General features: G+C 67.8%; 15 protein-coding genes, 1 tRNA gene and 1 pseudogene. 3 read left to right on the forward strand and 14 right to left on the reverse strand.

Annotated elements, in window-relative coordinates:
- Nucleotides 1-51 precede the first annotated feature (51 nt).
- The 5 genes from ABS73_RS14345 to ABS73_RS14365 form a co-directional block, all read right to left on the reverse strand.
- Nucleotides 52-273 (reverse strand): hypothetical protein, encoded by a 222-nt coding sequence (locus tag ABS73_RS14345; RefSeq protein ID WP_277020715.1) that lies wholly within the window; start codon nucleotides 271-273, stop codon nucleotides 52-54.
- Between the two features lie 178 nt (nucleotides 274-451).
- Complete coding sequence (madM, locus tag ABS73_RS14350) at nucleotides 452-1,210, reverse strand: malonate transporter subunit MadM (RefSeq protein WP_277020718.1); 759 nt, start codon at nucleotides 1,208-1,210, stop codon at nucleotides 452-454.
- A gap of 10 nt (nucleotides 1,211-1,220) precedes the next feature.
- Nucleotides 1,221-1,613, reverse strand: a complete 393-nt coding sequence (gene madL / locus ABS73_RS14355; protein WP_277020721.1) for a malonate transporter subunit MadL — start codon at nucleotides 1,611-1,613, stop codon at nucleotides 1,221-1,223.
- 69 nt (nucleotides 1,614-1,682) lie between these two features.
- Complete coding sequence (locus ABS73_RS14360; protein WP_277020723.1) at nucleotides 1,683-3,197, reverse strand: malonate--CoA ligase; 1,515 nt, start codon at nucleotides 3,195-3,197, stop codon at nucleotides 1,683-1,685.
- Nucleotides 3,198-3,210: 13 nt separating this feature from the next.
- Complete coding sequence (locus tag ABS73_RS14365; RefSeq protein WP_277020725.1) at nucleotides 3,211-4,524, reverse strand: malonyl-CoA decarboxylase domain-containing protein; 1,314 nt, start codon at nucleotides 4,522-4,524, stop codon at nucleotides 3,211-3,213.
- A 125-nt stretch (nucleotides 4,525-4,649) separates the two neighbouring features.
- Between ABS73_RS14365 and ABS73_RS14370 the strand changes: the two genes are divergently transcribed.
- A complete protein-coding gene (locus tag ABS73_RS14370) occupies nucleotides 4,650-5,336 on the forward strand; it encodes a GntR family transcriptional regulator (RefSeq protein ID WP_277020728.1) in 687 nt (228 codons plus the stop codon).
- On the opposite strand, the gene ABS73_RS14375 is transcribed toward ABS73_RS14370, so the two are convergent.
- Nucleotides 5,309-6,241, reverse strand: a complete 933-nt coding sequence (locus ABS73_RS14375) for a DMT family transporter (protein ID WP_277020731.1) — start codon at nucleotides 6,239-6,241, stop codon at nucleotides 5,309-5,311. The genes ABS73_RS14370 and ABS73_RS14375 overlap by 28 nt on opposite strands.
- Nucleotides 6,242-6,308: 67 nt before the next feature.
- Nucleotides 6,309-7,547: an Hsp70 family protein gene (locus tag ABS73_RS14380; RefSeq protein WP_277020734.1), complete on the reverse strand. Its 1,239-nt coding sequence runs from the start codon at nucleotides 7,545-7,547 to the stop codon at nucleotides 6,309-6,311.
- A gap of 155 nt (nucleotides 7,548-7,702) precedes the next feature.
- Between ABS73_RS14380 and ABS73_RS14385 the strand changes: the two genes are divergently transcribed.
- Complete coding sequence (locus ABS73_RS14385; protein WP_277020737.1) at nucleotides 7,703-9,613, forward strand: methyl-accepting chemotaxis protein; 1,911 nt, start codon at nucleotides 7,703-7,705, stop codon at nucleotides 9,611-9,613.
- A 628-nt stretch (nucleotides 9,614-10,241) separates the two neighbouring features.
- Entirely contained in the window at nucleotides 10,242-10,511 is a 270-nt protein-coding gene (locus tag ABS73_RS14390; protein ID WP_286693532.1) for a hypothetical protein, read from the forward strand.
- Nucleotides 10,512-10,531: 20 nt separating this feature from the next.
- On the opposite strand, the gene ABS73_RS14395 is transcribed toward ABS73_RS14390, so the two are convergent.
- The 7 genes and pseudogenes from ABS73_RS14395 to ABS73_RS14425 form a co-directional block, all read right to left on the reverse strand.
- Nucleotides 10,532-10,627 (reverse strand) — tRNA-Sec (locus tag ABS73_RS14395).
- 146 nt (nucleotides 10,628-10,773) lie between these two features.
- Nucleotides 10,774-12,085, reverse strand: a pseudogene (locus tag ABS73_RS14400) (GH1 family beta-glucosidase).
- A 13-nt stretch (nucleotides 12,086-12,098) separates the two neighbouring features.
- Entirely contained in the window at nucleotides 12,099-13,070 is a 972-nt protein-coding gene (locus ABS73_RS14405) for an ABC transporter ATP-binding protein (RefSeq protein ID WP_277020742.1), read from the reverse strand.
- On the reverse strand, nucleotides 13,067-14,044 hold the full coding sequence (locus ABS73_RS14410; RefSeq protein WP_277020745.1) for an ABC transporter ATP-binding protein: 978 nt from the start codon (nucleotides 14,042-14,044) through the stop codon (nucleotides 13,067-13,069). The genes ABS73_RS14405 and ABS73_RS14410 overlap by 4 nt, the downstream gene beginning before the upstream one ends.
- 109 nt (nucleotides 14,045-14,153) lie before the next feature.
- The gene (locus tag ABS73_RS14415) at nucleotides 14,154-14,618 is read right to left on the reverse strand and encodes an ABC transporter permease (RefSeq protein WP_277020748.1); all 465 of its coding nucleotides are present in this window, start codon (nucleotides 14,616-14,618) and stop codon (nucleotides 14,154-14,156) included.
- Nucleotides 14,619-14,625: 7 nt separating this feature from the next.
- The gene (locus tag ABS73_RS14420) at nucleotides 14,626-14,937 is read right to left on the reverse strand and encodes a hypothetical protein (RefSeq protein ID WP_277020751.1); all 312 of its coding nucleotides are present in this window, start codon (nucleotides 14,935-14,937) and stop codon (nucleotides 14,626-14,628) included.
- Between the two features lie 40 nt (nucleotides 14,938-14,977).
- Nucleotides 14,978-15,952, reverse strand: coding sequence for an ABC transporter permease (locus ABS73_RS14425; RefSeq protein ID WP_277020750.1), 975 nt, complete (start codon nucleotides 15,950-15,952; stop codon nucleotides 14,978-14,980).
- Nucleotides 15,953-16,055: the final 103 nt, after the last annotated feature.

A 16,055-nucleotide genomic window follows, 5' to 3' on the forward strand; every position in this document is an offset into this window, starting at 1 on the left:
ACAATGACCGGGATCGCAAGGTGTTCCCGAGGTTGACAAAAAGCAGCCGGTTCAGGCGTCGTAGGGCTGTGGCCCGGTCTTCTGCCCGATCAGCAGGCGGTGACCGTCGGGCGTGACCGCCCAGACCGCGCGGTCGCACAGTTCGACCAGAACCGGCTTGTCGCCCGAGGCGGCCTCGAACACCACCAGCAGGTTGCGCAGCATGTCGATGGTGAATTCGGCGCGGGCCAGGACCTCGCGGCCATCAGCCGCCTTCGCGGAAAGGTTAATCATCGCAACCCCGAACAACAAAAAATTACACAAAATGCAGATTATCAAGAACCCCGGACCGTGTGAATAGCCCTGTTCTGCGCACTATTGTGTCGCCCCCGTGTTCGCTGGTCAAGATGTTGTTGTTCGCAGCAATACGTCCACCGCCCCCGGGGGTTGCCCCCGGAGGCGGTCGCGGGGCTCAGCTCCCGGTGATGGCCAGCAGGGCCAGATACATCACCGACGGCCCCAGCAGGCATCCAAGCCCGGTGTAGAACGTGGCCGTCATTGCGCCATAGGGCACCAGGCGCTTGTCAGTGGCGGCCAGGCCCCCGGCGACGCCGCTGGTCGTGCCCATCAGCCCGCCATAGGCCATGGCCGATTTCGGGTTGTTCAGCCCGATCAGCGGCGCCACGAAGGGCGTGCCGATCATCACCAGAACCGCCTTGAGCAGACCCGCCGCGACCGACAGGGCGATGACCTCGGAACTGGCGCCCAGGGCGGTGCCGGTCACCGGACCCACGATATAGGTCGCGGCCCCGCCGCCGATGGTCGCCATGCTGACCGCATCGGTATAGCCGAAGGCGGCGGCGACCAGTGCGCCCACCACAAAGGACATCACGATGCCCAAGGCCAGGGCGGCGATGCCCGCGGCACCCGCCTTGCGGATTTCGCGGATGTCGACGCCATAGGCGGTGGACACGATGGCCAGATCGCGCAGCATCGCGCCGCCCATCAGACCGATGCCGGTGAACAGCGGCACGTCGGCCAGCCCCCTCGACCCGCCCGTGGCGATGCCGCCGATCCAGGCCAGCACAAGCCCGATGATGATCGCCACCGCCGACCCGTGCAGGCGCCCCGCCGACAACCGGTCCGACAGCTGATAGGACAGCCACATGACGACGCCGACGGTGACAAAGGCAAAGACCAGGCCGTTCTTGACCAGGATATCCGTGATCATGTCCATCGCCTTATGCCTCCTGCGCCATCAGGGGCGGCAGGGGTTCGTCCTGGCCGCCGATGCGCGCCACGACCGGAACCAGTGCCATGCAGACCGCCGTGGCACCCACGCCCGCGATGATCGCGATGGGGCCGCCCGCCAGGGCCGCGACGACGTTCTGCTGGGCGGCCATGGCCACGACGATGGGGATGTACATGGCCGACCAGAACAGGATGCCCTGTTCCGACAGCACCGGCAGCCGGCCCGTGCGGCGCAGCCAGTCGGTCACCACGATCAGCAGCAGCATGGCAAAGCCAACGCCGCCGACATTGGACTGGACCCCCAGGATCATGCCCAGCAGATCGCCCAGGATCACGCCTGCCAGATGACAGGCGGCCAAGGCCGCAACTCCATAGATTATCATCAGATTCCCCTCCCTCGGGATGTGACGACCCGGATGCGCGACCTCCTCCGCCGCGCATCCGGGCCGGTGTCAGGCCGTGGCCTGCTCGTAAAGTCCCGCATGCTGGCGGCGCAGTTCGGCCTTTTGCACCTTGCCCATGACATTGCGCGGCAGGGCGTCGACGACGATCACCTGCTTGGGCTGCTTGAAGCGCGCGAGGCCCGTCAGCGCGGCGCGGATCGCCTCCGCGTCCAGCGTTCCCGATTTCGGCACGACGATGGCGGTCACGGCCTCTCCCAGGTCGCCATGCGGCAGGCCGATCACGGCGCTTTCCAGAACGCCGGGCAGCGCGTCGATGGCCTCCTCGACCTCCTTGGGATAGACGTTATAGCCGCCCGAGATCACCAGATCCTTGTCGCGGCCCACGATGCGCAGATAGCCGTCGGCCTCGATCGTGCCCAGATCACCGGTGATGAAATAGCCGTCGGGGCGGAACTCGGACGCGGTCTTTTCGGGCATGTTCCAATAGCCTTCGAAGACGTTGGGCCCCTTGACCTCGATCAGGCCGATCTCTCCGGGGGCGACCGGTGCGCCGGTCTCGCGGTCGGTGATGCGCACGTCGATGCCCGGCAGCGCCATACCCACCGCCCCCGCGATGCGGTCCCCGTCATAGGGGTTCGAGGTGATCATGCAGGTTTCGGTCATGCCGTAACGCTCCAGGATGCGATGCCCGGTCCGTTCGGTGAAGGCGCGGTGATCCTCGGCCAGCAGCGGCGCCGATCCCGACACGAACAGCCGCATGGTCGCGGTCGCCTCGCGGTCCAGACGCGGCGATTTCAGCAGGCGCGTGTAGAAGGTCGGCACGCCCATCAGCACGGTGGCGCGGCCCATCAGGTCGATGGCCTGTTCGGCGTCGAATTTCGTCAGGAAGATCATCGTGGCGCCCGCAACCAGCGCCATGTTGGCGGCCACGAACAGCCCATGCGTGTGAAAGATGGGCAGCGCGTGGATCAGCCGGTCATCGGCGGTGAAGCGCCAGTGATCCAGCAGCGCCTCGGTGTTCGAGGTCAGGTTGCCATGCGTCAGCACCGCTCCCTTGGACCGCCCCGTCGTGCCCGAGGTGTACAGGATCGCGGCCCGGTCGTGCGGCTCGCAGGGATGAGCGTCCTCGCGCGGGGTGGCGGTGGCGGCACGCTCGGTCAGCGTCCCCTGCCCGTCCGCGCCCAGGGTCTCGACCGCCAGCGTATCACCCCCGCGATGCGCGTGGGACGCGGCCAGGCCGGGGTCGCAGACGAACAGGCGGGGTGCGGCGTCACCGATGAAATAGTCGATCTCGGACCCGGTATAGGCGGTGTTCAGCGGCAGAAAGATCGCCCCCACCTGCAGCGTCGCCAGATACAGCGCGATCGCCTCCGGCGATTTCTCGACCTGGGCTGCCACGCGGTCGCCGGGGGTCACACCCAGGGCGGTCAGCGCGCCCGCCAGACGTTCGACCGTCTCGCGCATGGCGGCAAAGCTGATATCGGGCTGGCCGGGGCGTTCGAACAGGGTCTTGCCCTGCATGACCTCGGCGGTCTGGATGAAGTGGCTGTGTATGGTCTGCATGGTCTCTCCTCCCTCAGGTCTTCAGCGCATCGGCCAGCTGGGCGCCATGCGCCACCGTGCCGTCGCGCACGAAGGCTTCGTGCCGGTCCTCGATCCGGTCCAGCTCGTACAGATAGTTGATCATCAGCCCGTGCGCCGATGCCAGCGCCCCCGGCGACAGGTCGGCGGGCCAGTTCAGCCGGTGCGCGCAGGCGCCGTTGCCCAGATGGAACCGCGCCACCGGATCGGCGGGCGCACCGGCGCGGCCCTTGGCCTGCACGATATAACGCGCGGCGACGGCCATGACCTGCGGGTGCAGCGCCTCGGCCGCGCCCGGATCGGTCCGCCAGGCGCCCATGGTCAGCGCCCCGCGCAGCGCCACGGCGGGCGCGTCCTGCTGATCCGCCAACCAGGCGGCAAAGCCCGGCACCGGCGACAGCGTGACGAAGGTCCGCAGGTCGGGCAGTTCGGCGGACAGGACGGCCACCACCTGCTTGATCAGGAAGTTGCCGAAACTGACGCCCTTGAGGCCCGCCAGGCTGTTGTTGATGGAATAGAACACCGCCGTATCCGCCGCCGCCGGTTCGCGCGCATCAGGCGCGGTCAGGATCGGGGCGATGGCGTCGGGCAGCCCTTGGGTCAGCGCGACCTCGACAAAGATCAGCGGCTCGTCCCCGGTGGCGGGGTGAAAGAACGCGTACAGGCGCCGGTCATTGGCGGCCAGCCGCCGCTTGAGGTCGGGCCAGCCCTGCATCTGATGGACGCTTTCGTATTCCATCAGCTTTTCCAGGATCGCGGCGGGGGCGTTCCAGTCGATGCGCCGCATGGTCAGGAACCCGCGGTTGAACCAGCTGGCCAGCAGATGCGCGAAATCGGCGTCGATGGCGGCCAGATCGGGGTCGGCGCGCATCGCGGCCAGCAGGTCCTGACGCATCCGCACCAGTTGCAAAGTCGCGCCCGGCGCCATGTTCAACCGGCGCAGCAGGGTCTGGCGGGCAGGCTCGACCGCCTCGAACAGATCGGCCACGCGGCGGGCGTCCGGGGTGGCGTCCCAGGCTGCATAGGCGGCGCGGATCGCATCCGCATCGACGCCGTGATCGTCGCGCATGGCGCGAAAGAAGTCGGCCCGCTGATCCGCGTCCAGCTCGGCATAGGCCGACAGCGCCTGTTCCGCCACCGCCACCCGCGCCGCATCCCCGATGCGCCCCATCAGCACCGTGCAGGCCACCCGCGCGCGTTCCGATGCAGGCCGCGCCAGCGCCTTGAGCGTCTCGGCCTCGCCACCGCGTTTGCGGCGGGTGATCGCCTCGACGAAATCCGACAGGAATCCCAGTCTTTGCTTACCCATGATGTTCCTCCCCCGAGGTTTGATATACATCGAATCGGTGCTGATGTATATAACAACCTTCATCGTGGACATCCTGCCTGCCCTGCGATGGAATATGACCTGACCACACGCGCCCTGAGGCCCCGATGACCCTGCCTGCCGCCCATCGCATCCGCCTGGCCCTGGAAAACGCCATCGTCGATGGCCGTTTCGTGCCCGGCGCGCGGATCGACCCCGATGCCATCGCCGCCGAATATGGCTGTTCGCGCACCCCCGTGCGCGAAGCGCTGCAGGCGCTGGAGGCGTCGGGCCTCCTGATCGTCCAGCCCAAACGCGGCACCTTCGTGGCCAAGCTGGGCGTCCCTGAGCTGATGGACCGGTTCGAGGTCATGGCCCGGATGGAGGCGTTCTGCGCGGGCCTGGCCTGCCGCCGCGCCGATGCCCACGACCTGGATCGCATCGCCGCCACGCTGGACGCCTGCGAGGCCGCCGCCGGCGAACCCGACCGTTATTACGCGGAAAACACCGCCTTTCATCAGGCCATCTATCACGCCGCGCACAACGCCTTTCTGGAGGCCGAGACGCTGCGCCTGCAGGCCATCCTGCAGCCCTATCGCCGCCGCCAGCTGCAATCGCCGGGGCGGGTGGCGCGGTCGCTGGACGAGCACCGCCAGATCGCTGCGGCCATCCGGGCGGGGGATACCGACCGCGCCGAACGCGCCATGACCGATCATGTCCTGGTCCAGGGGGAGCGGTTCCGGGATCTGGTGGCGCTGGTGGGGCGACTGACGCCGCAGCCGGGACCTCAGGCGGGAGGCGTGGCCTTGCGCTGACGGCGGCGTTCCAGGCCCAGGGCGTGTTCGCGCCAGATGATCAGGATGCCCGCCAGGATGACCAGCGCGGAACCCCCGATGACCGCCGGGGTGGGCACCTCGGCAAAGACGTACCAGCCCAGGGCAACCGCCCAGATCATCGCGACATAGTCGAAAGGCGCCACCACCGACGCATCCGCATGGCGATAGGCCGATGTCAGCAGGATCTGCCCCAAGCCCCCCAGAAGGCCCGTCAGCACCAGCTGCGCCAGCACCCCGCCCCCCGGCATCACCCAGCCAAACGGCAGCGTCAGCAGCGACAGCAGCGTCGACGTGACCGAGAACCAGAACACGATCGCCGAGGTCCGTTCGACCTGAACCAGCTGGCGCACGAAGATCTGCGCCAGCGCCGCCGCCGCCGCGCCGCCAAGGGCCACCACCGCCCCCAGCATGCGCAGCGGGTCCGCCCCCGGCCCCGCGCCGATCTGCGGCGACAGCACGATCAGCACCCCCGCCAGACCCAGCCCGACCATCGACAGGCGAAAGGCGCGGACGTTCTCTCCCAGAAACATGCCCGCCAGGATCACCACCAGCAGCGGCGCGGCAAAGCCGATCGCCGTCACCTCGGGCAAAGGCAGCAGCGACAGCGCCCAAAAGTTCAGCGCCATCGCCGTGGTGCCCACCAGCCCGCGATAGACATGGCCCATCGGGTTCGCGGTCCCCAAACCCACCCGCAGCTCTGACCGCCACAGCAGCCAGACCAGGATCACCGGCAGCGCAAAGAACGACCGAAAGAACACCTGCTGACCCGGCGGGATCGCGGCGTTTTCGGCGGTGGCCTTGATCAGCGCGGCCATCAGCGTGAACACCGTCACGCTGGCGCATTTCAGCGCGATGCCACGCAGCGGCGAATCGGACAGGGGCATGGGCAACCTTGAAAGGGGCCGGGTTCGGCCCCTTGTGCTACCCCCGGGTTGCACGATCTGCAAGCGATCAGGCGGCGGCGATGGACAGCCCGTCGGCCACGGCGGTGAACACCTCATGCGCGCGGTGATCGGCATCGGGGAACTGCGCGCGCAGCGTCTGCTGCACGATCGACATCAGGCTGGAGCCGCCGACATAGATCACCTGGTCGATATCGGTGTCGGACAGGCCCGCGCGGCGCAGGGTCTCGGTCGCGCCCTCGCGCAGCTGGGCCGCGTGGCGCGACAGGCTGTCGGCCATGGCCTGGCGGGCCAGCGGCGCGGACAGGCCAGCCCGGATCGCGTCCAGGCGGATCGCGGCGTCGCCGTCATTCGCGGCGATCTTGCCGGCCTCGACCGCAAAGGCCAGATCGTGGCCCAGATCCTCCTCCAGCACGGCGGCCAGGTCCGCCAAGGCCTGCGGCTGTTCGGCCAGGCGCGCCATCTCGGCCACCATGCGGCGGTTCTGGGGCGTGTTGACAAAGGGGATGCGCTCCCACGTGGCCAGATCGGCAAAGATCGCGTTCGGGACGGGCGAATGGCCCGGCCCCATCGCCTTGCGCAGCCGCGTGCCCCGACCCAGCAGCGGCATGACGTGATCCAGGCTGATCGCGCGGTCGAAATCGGTGCCGCCGAAGCGCACCCCGTGGCTGGCCAGGATCGTCACACCCCCGGCGCCCGCCCGAAAGACCGAAAAATCGGACGTGCCGCCGCCGACATCGACGATCAGCCCCGTGGTGCCGGCGCGATGGGTGGCGCCTGCCGCGATGGCCGCCGCCTCGGGCTCGGGCATGAAGGCCACCTCGCGAAAGCCCGCCGCCAGATAGCAGGCGCGCAGGTCATCCTCGGCCTGCTGCTCGCGCGGGTCGTCGGTGCCGTGAAACACCACCGGACGCCCCGACAGGACGCGATCAAAGGTCAGGCCGGTCTGCGCCTCGGCCCGGGCGCGGACCTGGTGCAGAAAGCGCGCGATCAGGTCCGACAGGCTGACCCGTTCGGTCAAGATCATCCGCTGTTCATGCATCAGGGGCGTGCCCAGCACGCGTTTTAGCGCCCGCATAAAGCGCCCCTCGCGCCCCTCCAGCAGGGCGCGGTTGGCGGGCCCGCCCAGCAGGGTGCCGCGCGTTGCCGCGTCAAAGAAGAACGTGGTCGGCATGGTGGTGGCCCCGGCCTCCAGCCCGATCAGCTGCGGTGGGCCGTCGGGGGCATGGCCCGCGACCGTGTTCGAGGTGCCGAAATCAATGCCCAGACCGCTGCCGCGCCGTGTCATGCCGGATGTCCTTGCCAGTGCCGGAGGCGCGATGGCCCCCTTGGGCGGCCCTCATAGCCATCCGGCCCGCGCCTTGAAAGCCCGGATCGACCGCTAACCGGATCTTAGCGAATCGTCGCTAGACTGAGCCTCCCGACCCTGTCCCGGAGCATCCCATGACCCTTATCCCCACCTTGTCGCTGCGCCAGAAGATCACGACGACCAGCCTCGCCCTGATGGCCGCGCTGGCGGTGGTTCTGGTCACAACCCTCAGCATGGCACAGCGGGACAGCCTGCTGAGCAATGCCCAGTCCGCGCAACGCGTGACGCTGCGGGTGCTGGCCCATGCGCTGGAGGCCGACAACCCGGGCTTTGCCTTCACCCTCGGAGCCGATGGCATCCCGCAATCGGTCGTCTGGCCAGACATTCCCGATTTCGCCGCGCATGACATGGTCGACAGCGTCGGCCAGCAGACCGGAGAGACGGCGACCGTCTTTCGCCTGGACCCGGCGGCGGGCCAATTCATCCGCATGACCACCAATGTCCAGCGGGCCGACGGCACCCGCGCCGTGGGCACCCCCCTGGACCCGACCGGACCGGTCCACGCCGCCATGCTGCGCGGCGAGACCTATGCCGGAACGGCCACCATCCTGGAGCGTCCCTATCTGACGATCTATGTGCCCGTGCGCGACGCCGCGGGCCAGGTCACCGGCGTGCTCTACGCGGGCGTCCTGATGGAGGGGATCGAGGCCGTGCTGTCGCGCAACATGATGGTGGCGATCGGGCTGACCGCGCTGTGCCTGGTGGTGGCCTTTATTCTGAACCTGGTGATGACGCGCCGGGCGCTGCGGCCCCTCAAGGAGGTCGATGCCGCCATGCAGGACATCGCCCGCCAGCAATACGACCGCGACATCCCCGGCACCTCCCTGCGCGACGAGATCGGGTCCATCGCCCGAAACCTGGCGCAGTTCCGCGACGGCCTGGCCGCCGCCCGGCAGGAGCGCGCAGAGGCCACCATCCGACGCGACCAGCGCGCCGCCGAAGCCGTGGTCGAGGCCCGCAAGCAGGACCGCGTCTGCTCTGATCTGTCGGCCGGGCTGGAGCGTCTGGCCGGGGGCGACCTCTCGGTCCAGATCCCCAACCCGCCGCATGATCCCTTTCCGACCGAATACGAATCGCTGCGCAGCAGCTTCAACACGGTCGTGTCGGGTCTGGGCCAGACGATGGCCCGCATCATCGACGTCGCCCATCAGGTCCGCACCGGGTCCGAGGAGATCACCTCGGCCGCGCAGGATCTGGCGGGCCGGGCCGAGACCCAGGCCGCGACGCTGGAGCAATCCGCCGCAGCGCTGACCGAGCTGACCGCCAGCGTGACCTCGACCGCCGATCTGGCGCGCACGGCCGAAGGGGCCTCGCGGGCCAACCGCGCCATCGCTGAGGAGGGGCGCAGCATCGTGGGCGAGGCCATCGACGCCATGCAGCGCATCGAGGCGTCCTCGGATCAGATCAACCGGATCATCACGGTGATCGACGACATCGCGTTCCAGACCAATCTGCTGGCGCTGAATGCCGGCGTCGAGGCCGCACGGGCCGGCGAAGCGGGGCGCGGCTTTGCCGTAGTCGCCTCCGAGGTGCGGGGCCTGGCGCAGCGTGCGTCGGAATCCGCGCGCGAGATCAAGGGCCTGATCTCGGATTCGTCGCAGCATGTGCGTTCCGGCTCGTCGCTGGTGTCGCGGACGGGCGGCAGCCTGGAGCAGATCCTGACCAAGGCCCGCGAGGTGTCCGAACAGGTGGCCGCCATCGCGCTGGCCGCGGGTGATCAGTCCACCGCCCTGTCCGAGATCAATTCCGGCGTAAACCATCTGGATCAGGTGACCCAGCAGAACGCCGCCGTGGCCGAGGAAACGAACGCGGCCGCAGCCTCGCTCCAACAGCAGGCGGGCATCCTGGGCGCGGCGCTGACCAGCTTCAGCTTCGACCCCTCGATCCGCCCGGCCCCGACCTCGGCCCCTGCGCCCGCCCGCAGCGCTGCCGCGCGCCCCCGTGCAATGGCCGCCGAGGTCACTCCGCGGATGATGGAGTTCTAGGGTCGGCCCCGCCGCAACGGCGGGACACCCTCCTAAGCCGGCGCAGCGTTCACAACGCGACCTGCCTTGTGCAGCATCTGCGGCGATGAGCTTTGACCCGGGACGGTCAGGCTGATGTCCCGCGCGGCAATGCCAAGGATATGTGGGGTCTGAGGTTCAGATACGGACGGTATCGTCGGCTCCTCACGCCGAAGACCGCCGCGACCACCGCAGGAGCTGGCGGAACAGGTACTGGAAGCATGCTTTAGATACCCGTCTTCGCATTCTGACCGCGCCCGGGGACGACGCCAGGGCCGGGCACGTCCTATCCAGCCTGTCGTGAGAGGCACAGGATCTCGGCAGCGGCACGGGTGCGCGAAAGCCGGGATATGGGGATGGGCCGCGATCGGTCGTTTGACGATAAGAAGAACGCCTCATCGTGCCTTCAGGCAATTCGGGAATGACAGCAATTCGACAGGAGGCCCAAGGGCCTAGGGTGCGCCCGGTGCCGTACTTTTGGAACCCTTGCTCCTCGCGGGCGTTCAGGTACCGCAATAGCGGATAAGGCGCGGATATGACCCTTTCGTTGATCAGGATGGCCCTCTCGGTTGGGGTGTTGTCGGTGATGGTGCCGTTGGGGGGGGTGTCCGTGGCGCAAACGTCCGGTGCCGACCGCGTGGCGCCAGCTCCTGAATGCCCTGCCCCCAACACGCAGGCCGAGGCCGCGACCCAGCCCGATCCTTCCGAGGATGCGACTGCGCCCGAGAACACCGGCACGACCGGATGGAGCGGCGGGACGGGTGGCTCTCAGCTGGGCACGAACATCCAGGGCGCGACAGACAGTTCCGTCACCTGGCAGCCGCCAACGGCACGCGGGCTGGATCTTGCCGGTCTGGCCGATCCTGTGCCGGATTGCTGAACCGGAAGCCAAGGGGCAGATGGCGGAAGGGAATGGGAGTCGAACCCACCCGGGACAGGCTCGCTGCCCCAACCGGATTTGAAGTCCGGCCAAACCACCGGGTTTGATGCCCCTCCGGCATATGCACGATCTTTCCTAGGCTGATTGTCAGCCGCGTACAACCTTAACACATCACGGCACGCCTCAGACACGCAGTGGCGACCACCCCATGACGGTAGGTGTCCCGCGCGCCTGGCATGTGCCGGGCGACCGGGATATCCATTCAGCGCGCCATTGCTGCGCTGAGCGCGTGATATGAGCTTTTGGGCGTCCGAGTCAGGCTGTCGAAATCGACATGGATCAGGCCAAAGCGTTGCTCATAGCCGAACGACCATTCGAAATTGTCCAGCAGCGACCAGTAGAAGAACCCCTGAGCATTCGCGCCTGCCGCGATCGCCTCATGCGTGGCAGGCAGATGCGCCGTGATATAGTCGCGTCGCGTGTCGTCGCGGACCTGTCCGTCCTCGACGCGGTCATCCCAGGCCATGCCGTTCTCGGTGACGACCAGCGGCAGGTCACCCACATAATCGCGCGCCATGCAGATCAGCAGGTTGCGCAGGCCGTCGGGATAGATCTCCCATCCCATCTGGGTCTTGGGCAACGGGCCCTCATGACCGCGGGTCGAGGGCCAGGGCAGATCCGGCGCGTCCGACACGATGCCCCGTGAATAGTAATTCACCCCCAGCCAGTCGATCGGGCTGGCGATGACCGCCATGTCATCCTGCCAGCCTTGGGCATATGCGGCGCAAGGGTGTCCAGCAGCACCTGCGGATAGGTGCCCCGGGCGATGGATTCGATGAACCAGCGGTTGCTGATGGCGTCCGACCGGTCTACGGCCGCGGCATCACCCGGCCCATGCGGCAGATCTCCGAAAAGTTCAGCACCACGCCCAGATCGCCATGCCCCTCGGCGCGCAGGCGCTGCACGGCCAGGCCATGCGCCAGCTGGATATGGTGCATCGACCGGGCGGCAGCCCGGATGTCACGCAGACCGGGGGCGTGCTGGCCCTCGAAGTGGGACAGCCAGCTGACGCACCACGGCTCGTTGATGGTCGCGGTGCGGGCCACGCGGTCACCAATGCGGGCCATCACGACGGAGGCGTATTCCGCGAAGCATTCCGCCGTCTGTCGATTCGTCCAGCCACCCGCATCCGCCAGCGCCGAAGGCAGGTCCCAGTGATACAGCGTCAGATAGGGGGTCAGACCGCGCGCGATCATCCCGTCCACCAGCCGGTCATAGAAGTCCAGCCCCTCGGGGTTGATCGTCCGGCCATCGGGCATCACCCGCGCCCAGGACGTCGAGAAGCGATAGGCATCAAAGCCGCCGTCGCGGATTAGGTCCAGATCCTCGGGCCAGCGGTTGTCATGGTCGCAGGCGCGGGCGCCGTCCTTGTTGCGCACCACATTGCTGCCAGTCGCGGCAAAACTGTCCCAATGGCAGGGACCGGCCCCGCCCTGCGCCATGCCCTCGATCTGATAGGAGGCGGTGGCGGCGCCAAAGACGACCCCCTTGGGGAAATCCGACCGCGCGGGCATGGGCCGACCGGCCTCAATACAGGTGGCATCTGACATGGTGATCCTTTTCAAGCTTCGTGACCGGCGGCAGGATTGCGCGGCACTGGTCGGTGGTGTCGGGACAGCGCCCGGCAAAGGGGCAGCCCCGGCTGTCGGGGCCACGCTGCGCGATGTCGGCCTTGCGGACGGGGCGGGCCTGGGCGCGGGGGCGGCCCGGCTGCGGGACGGCGCTGATCAGCAGCTGCGTATAGGGATGGCGCGGGGACTGGGTCACGCTGTCGCTGTCGCCCCATTCGACCATGTGGCCCAGATACCTGACCGCCGTGCGTTCCGCAAAATAGCGCGCGGTGGCGAAGTCGTGAGTGATGTCCATGAAGCCGATGCCGTCGCGCTTCATGTCATCCATCAGGTTCAGGATGCCAAGCCGGATCGACACGTCCAGCATTGAGATCGGCTCATCCGCCAGGATGAAGCGCGCCCCCACCGCCAGCGCGCGGGCGATGGCCACGCGCTGACGCTGGCCGCCCGACAGCTCGTAGGGGTATTTGCCCGCGGTCTGGACAGCGGGCGCCAGGCCGACGCGGTCCAGCGTGGCGATGATGCGATCCTCGACCTGGGCGGGGGACAGCTGCGGATTGTAGACGCGGATTGGGCGGGCGATGTGATGGCGGATGGTGTGGACCGGGTTCAGCGATCCGAACGGGTCCTGAAAGATCACCTGCACGCGCGCCGCATAATCGCGCCGCCCCTCGCGGAAGCCGGGGGCCAGGATGTCCTGCCCGCCGACCATGATCCGCCCGGATGTGGGTGTCAGGATGCGGCTGATGGCGCGCGCGCAGTTGCTCTTGCCGCTGCCGCTTTCGCCGACGATGGCCAGCGCCTCGCCCGCGCGCAGGGTCAGGCTGACGTCATTGGCCGCGCGCAGGTGATTGCGTCGAAACAGGCCACCGCCCACCGGAAAGTCGATGACCATGTTCTCGACCCGGATCTCGTCAAAGGCGGTCATGCGCGGGCCTCCTGCGGCGGGGTGACCAGATGGCAGGCGGCCTCATGGCCGGGGCCTGCGGGCAGCAGGTCGGGCGCGACGCGCGCACAGGCGGCGATCCGCGCCGGGCATCGGTCCTGAAAGTTGCACCCCTGCGGCAGGTCCAGCAGGTTGACCGGGCTGCCCGGAATGCCGTGCAGCCGCGTTTTTGGCCCGTGGATCGACGAGAACGACCCGACCACCCCCTGCGTATAGGGATGGCGGGGGTTCTCCAGAACCTCGGCGGCGGTGCCCAGCTCGACCAGATTGCCCGCATACATGATGCCGATGCGGCCGCAAATCTCGCCCATCAAGGCCAGATCATGCGAGATGAACAGGATCGCAAAGCCGTATTCGCGCTTCAGCTGGGCCAGTTCGTCCATGATCTCGCGTTCGACGACCACGTCCAGCGCGGTCGTCGGCTCGTCCATGACGATCCGGCGGGGGCGCAGCGCAAGGCTGATGGCGATGACCACGCGCTGGCGCATGCCGCCCGACAGCTGATGCGGATAGGCGCTCATCCGGGCGCGGGCGCGGACCATGGACAGCAATTCCTCGCCGCGCGACCAGGCCTCGTCGCCGGTGACGGGGCGGTGCGCTAGGATGACGTCGCAGATCTGCTCTCCGATGGTGATGACGGGGTTCAGCGCGGTCATGGCGCTTTGAAAGACCATCGCCGTTTCGGCCCACCGAAAGGCGCGCAGTTCGGCGGGCGTCATGGCCAGCACGTCGCGCCCCTCGCACAGGATCTGCCCCTCCGAGATCAGCGCGGGGGCGTTGTGCATCCGGGTGATGGCAAAGGCCAGGGTGGATTTGCCGCAACCGGATCCGCCCGCCAGGCCCACCGTCTCGGCGGGATGGATGTCCAGCGAGACCCGGTTGCAGGCCCGCGCGGTGCCACCGTCGACGATGTAGTCGACCGACACGTCGCGGCAGGACAGCAGCGGCGCGCTCATGATGTACCCCCGGCGCGGCGGGCCTCGACCTCGGCGCTCAGCCTGCGCCAGCGGCGCAGATGCGGGCCGGTCCTCAGCCGCGGGTTCGACACCTGGTCGATCGAGATGTTCAACAGCGCCAGACCGCCGCCCACCAGGGCCACAAGCGTGCCGGGCACCAGGAAATCGCACCACGCGCCGACCAGAACGCCTGCGAGGATTGCGCCCAGTACAGCATCGTGCCCCAGCTGATGACGGTCGGATCGCCCAGGCCCAGAAACTCCAGCCCCGCCTGCGCGCCGATGGCATAGAGCGCGGTTCCCACGAACATTCCGGCGGCCAGGCTGACCAGATTGGGCATGATCTCGACCACGATGATGCGCCAGCGGGCCTCGCCCATGATCTCGGCTGCGGTGACGAACTCCTTGCGCCGGATCGACAGGGTCTGCGCCCGCATGACCCGCGCGCCCCATGGCCAGGATGTCAGCCCCAGGATGACGGCGATCACGAACGGCCCGACATTACCGAGGAACGCCGCCAGGATGATCAGCAGCGGCAGCTGCGGGAACACCAGCATGATGTTCGTGACCGCCATCAGGATGTCATCGGTGCGCCCGCCGAAATAGCCCGCCGAGACCCCGGGTCGCCAAGGCTATCACCGAGGTCAGTGCCGCCGCCGAGAACGCGACCATCAGCGACACCCGCCCCCCGTGCAGCGCCTGGCTGAGGACATCCTTGCCCGCGCGGGTGGACCCGAGGATGTGCTGGGCACTGGGCGGCTCGTGGCCGCGGGCGACGCGGCGGTCGGGGTCGTGGGGCGCCAGCAGCGGCGCGGCCAGCGACAGCGCCAGGATCAGCGCCACGATGGTCGAGCCGACGATTCCGGCGGTATTGCCCCGATAGAACCGGCCCAGCCCCGAGAGAAAGGCCTATGCGGATTTCATGGCGTGTCCTTCAACCGCGCAGGCGCGGATCGAGCCAGACATACAGCGTGTCGGCGATGAAATTGGCGATCAGGACGCCCATCACGATCAGCAGGAAACAGGCCTGCATCAGCGGATAGTCCCGTGCGGCGACGGCCTTGACGATCAGCTGGCCCAGCCCCGGATAGTTGAACACCGTCTCGATGAAGACCTGCCCCGCGACGGCGAATCCAAGCGCCATCGACACGGCCGTGACGACCGGCAGGATGGCGTTGCGCGCGGCATAGCGGCGCATGATCCGCCCCGGGGCCAGCCCCTTGGCGCGCGCCATGGCGATGTAATCCTCGCCCAGCACGTTCACCATCGCATTGCGCTTCGTGAAAACCCAGGTCGCGATCATCGAGATCAGCAGCGTCACCAGCGGCAGCGCCGCGTGATACAGCACGTTCCCCAGAAAGCCGGGCGTCCATCCGGGCCGGATATTGGGGTCGAACCCAAAGCCCAGGGGAAACCACGACAGCGTCAGCGCAAAGACGAAAAACATCGCCAGCGCGGTCACAGCCTGCGGCATCGATGCCAGAAACTGCCAGGTCACCGGCATCACCCGGTCCACGAACCCACCCCGGTTGAAGGCCGCGTACAGCCCGATGAAGCAGCCGATGAAGATCGACAGCAGCGTGGCCGTGCCCGCCAGAAACACCGTCCAGGGCAGCGTGCCCGCCAGGACCGTCGTCACCGGCGTCGGAAACAGCATGATCGACGGCCCCAGGTCAAGGGTCAGCACGCTGCGCAGATAGGTCAGGTATTGCTGCCACAGCGGCGCGTCGACAAAGCCCAGCATCTGACGATAGGCGGCCAGTGTCTCGGGGGGCATGCGCCCGCCTGCGGCCGCGAACATCGCATCGACCGGATCGCCGGGCATCAGGCGCGGGATCAGGAAGTTGAAGGTGATCGCGATGAGAAGGGCGATCAGATAAAATCCGAGCCGTCCGAGAACGAACGCCATCTCAGCCCCCCTTTATGGATGGCCCGCCCCTCCCGCCGATCTCCGTGTAGGATGTCGGTGTTCAATGGAGGAAGGAGCGGACCATGAGCATTGTGATCGTTGG

It is taken from the genome of Paracoccus sp. SCN 68-21, from assembly GCF_001724535.1.
Classification (GTDB): domain Bacteria; phylum Pseudomonadota; class Alphaproteobacteria; order Rhodobacterales; family Rhodobacteraceae; genus Paracoccus; species Paracoccus hibiscisoli.

Bases quoted from the DNA above. Each gene is read 5' to 3' on its own strand.
- ABS73_RS14345 (WP_277020715.1), bottom strand. From the start codon at position 273: ATGATTAACCTTTCCGCGAAGGCGGCTGATGGCCGCGAGGTCCTGGCC.
- madM (WP_277020718.1), bottom strand. From the start codon at position 1,210: ATGATCACGGATATCCTGGTCAAGAACGGCCTGGTCTTTGCCTTTGTC.
- madL (WP_277020721.1), bottom strand. From the start codon at position 1,613: ATGATAATCTATGGAGTTGCGGCCTTGGCCGCCTGTCATCTGGCAGGC.
- ABS73_RS14360 (WP_277020723.1), bottom strand. From the start codon at position 3,197: ATGCAGACCATACACAGCCACTTCATCCAGACCGCCGAGGTCATGCAG.
- ABS73_RS14365 (WP_277020725.1), bottom strand. From the start codon at position 4,524: ATGGGTAAGCAAAGACTGGGATTCCTGTCGGATTTCGTCGAGGCGATC.
- ABS73_RS14370 (WP_277020728.1), top strand. From the start codon at position 4,650: ATGACCCTGCCTGCCGCCCATCGCATCCGCCTGGCCCTGGAAAACGCC.
- ABS73_RS14375 (WP_277020731.1), bottom strand. From the start codon at position 6,241: ATGCCCCTGTCCGATTCGCCGCTGCGTGGCATCGCGCTGAAATGCGCC.
- ABS73_RS14380 (WP_277020734.1), bottom strand. From the start codon at position 7,547: ATGACACGGCGCGGCAGCGGTCTGGGCATTGATTTCGGCACCTCGAAC.
- ABS73_RS14385 (WP_277020737.1), top strand. From the start codon at position 7,703: ATGACCCTTATCCCCACCTTGTCGCTGCGCCAGAAGATCACGACGACC.
- ABS73_RS14405 (WP_277020742.1), bottom strand. From the start codon at position 13,070: ATGACCGCCTTTGACGAGATCCGGGTCGAGAACATGGTCATCGACTTT.
- ABS73_RS14410 (WP_277020745.1), bottom strand. From the start codon at position 14,044: ATGAGCGCGCCGCTGCTGTCCTGCCGCGACGTGTCGGTCGACTACATC.
- ABS73_RS14415 (WP_277020748.1), bottom strand. From the start codon at position 14,618: ATGGCGGTCACGAACATCATGCTGGTGTTCCCGCAGCTGCCGCTGCTG.
- ABS73_RS14425 (WP_277020750.1), bottom strand. From the start codon at position 15,952: ATGGCGTTCGTTCTCGGACGGCTCGGATTTTATCTGATCGCCCTTCTC.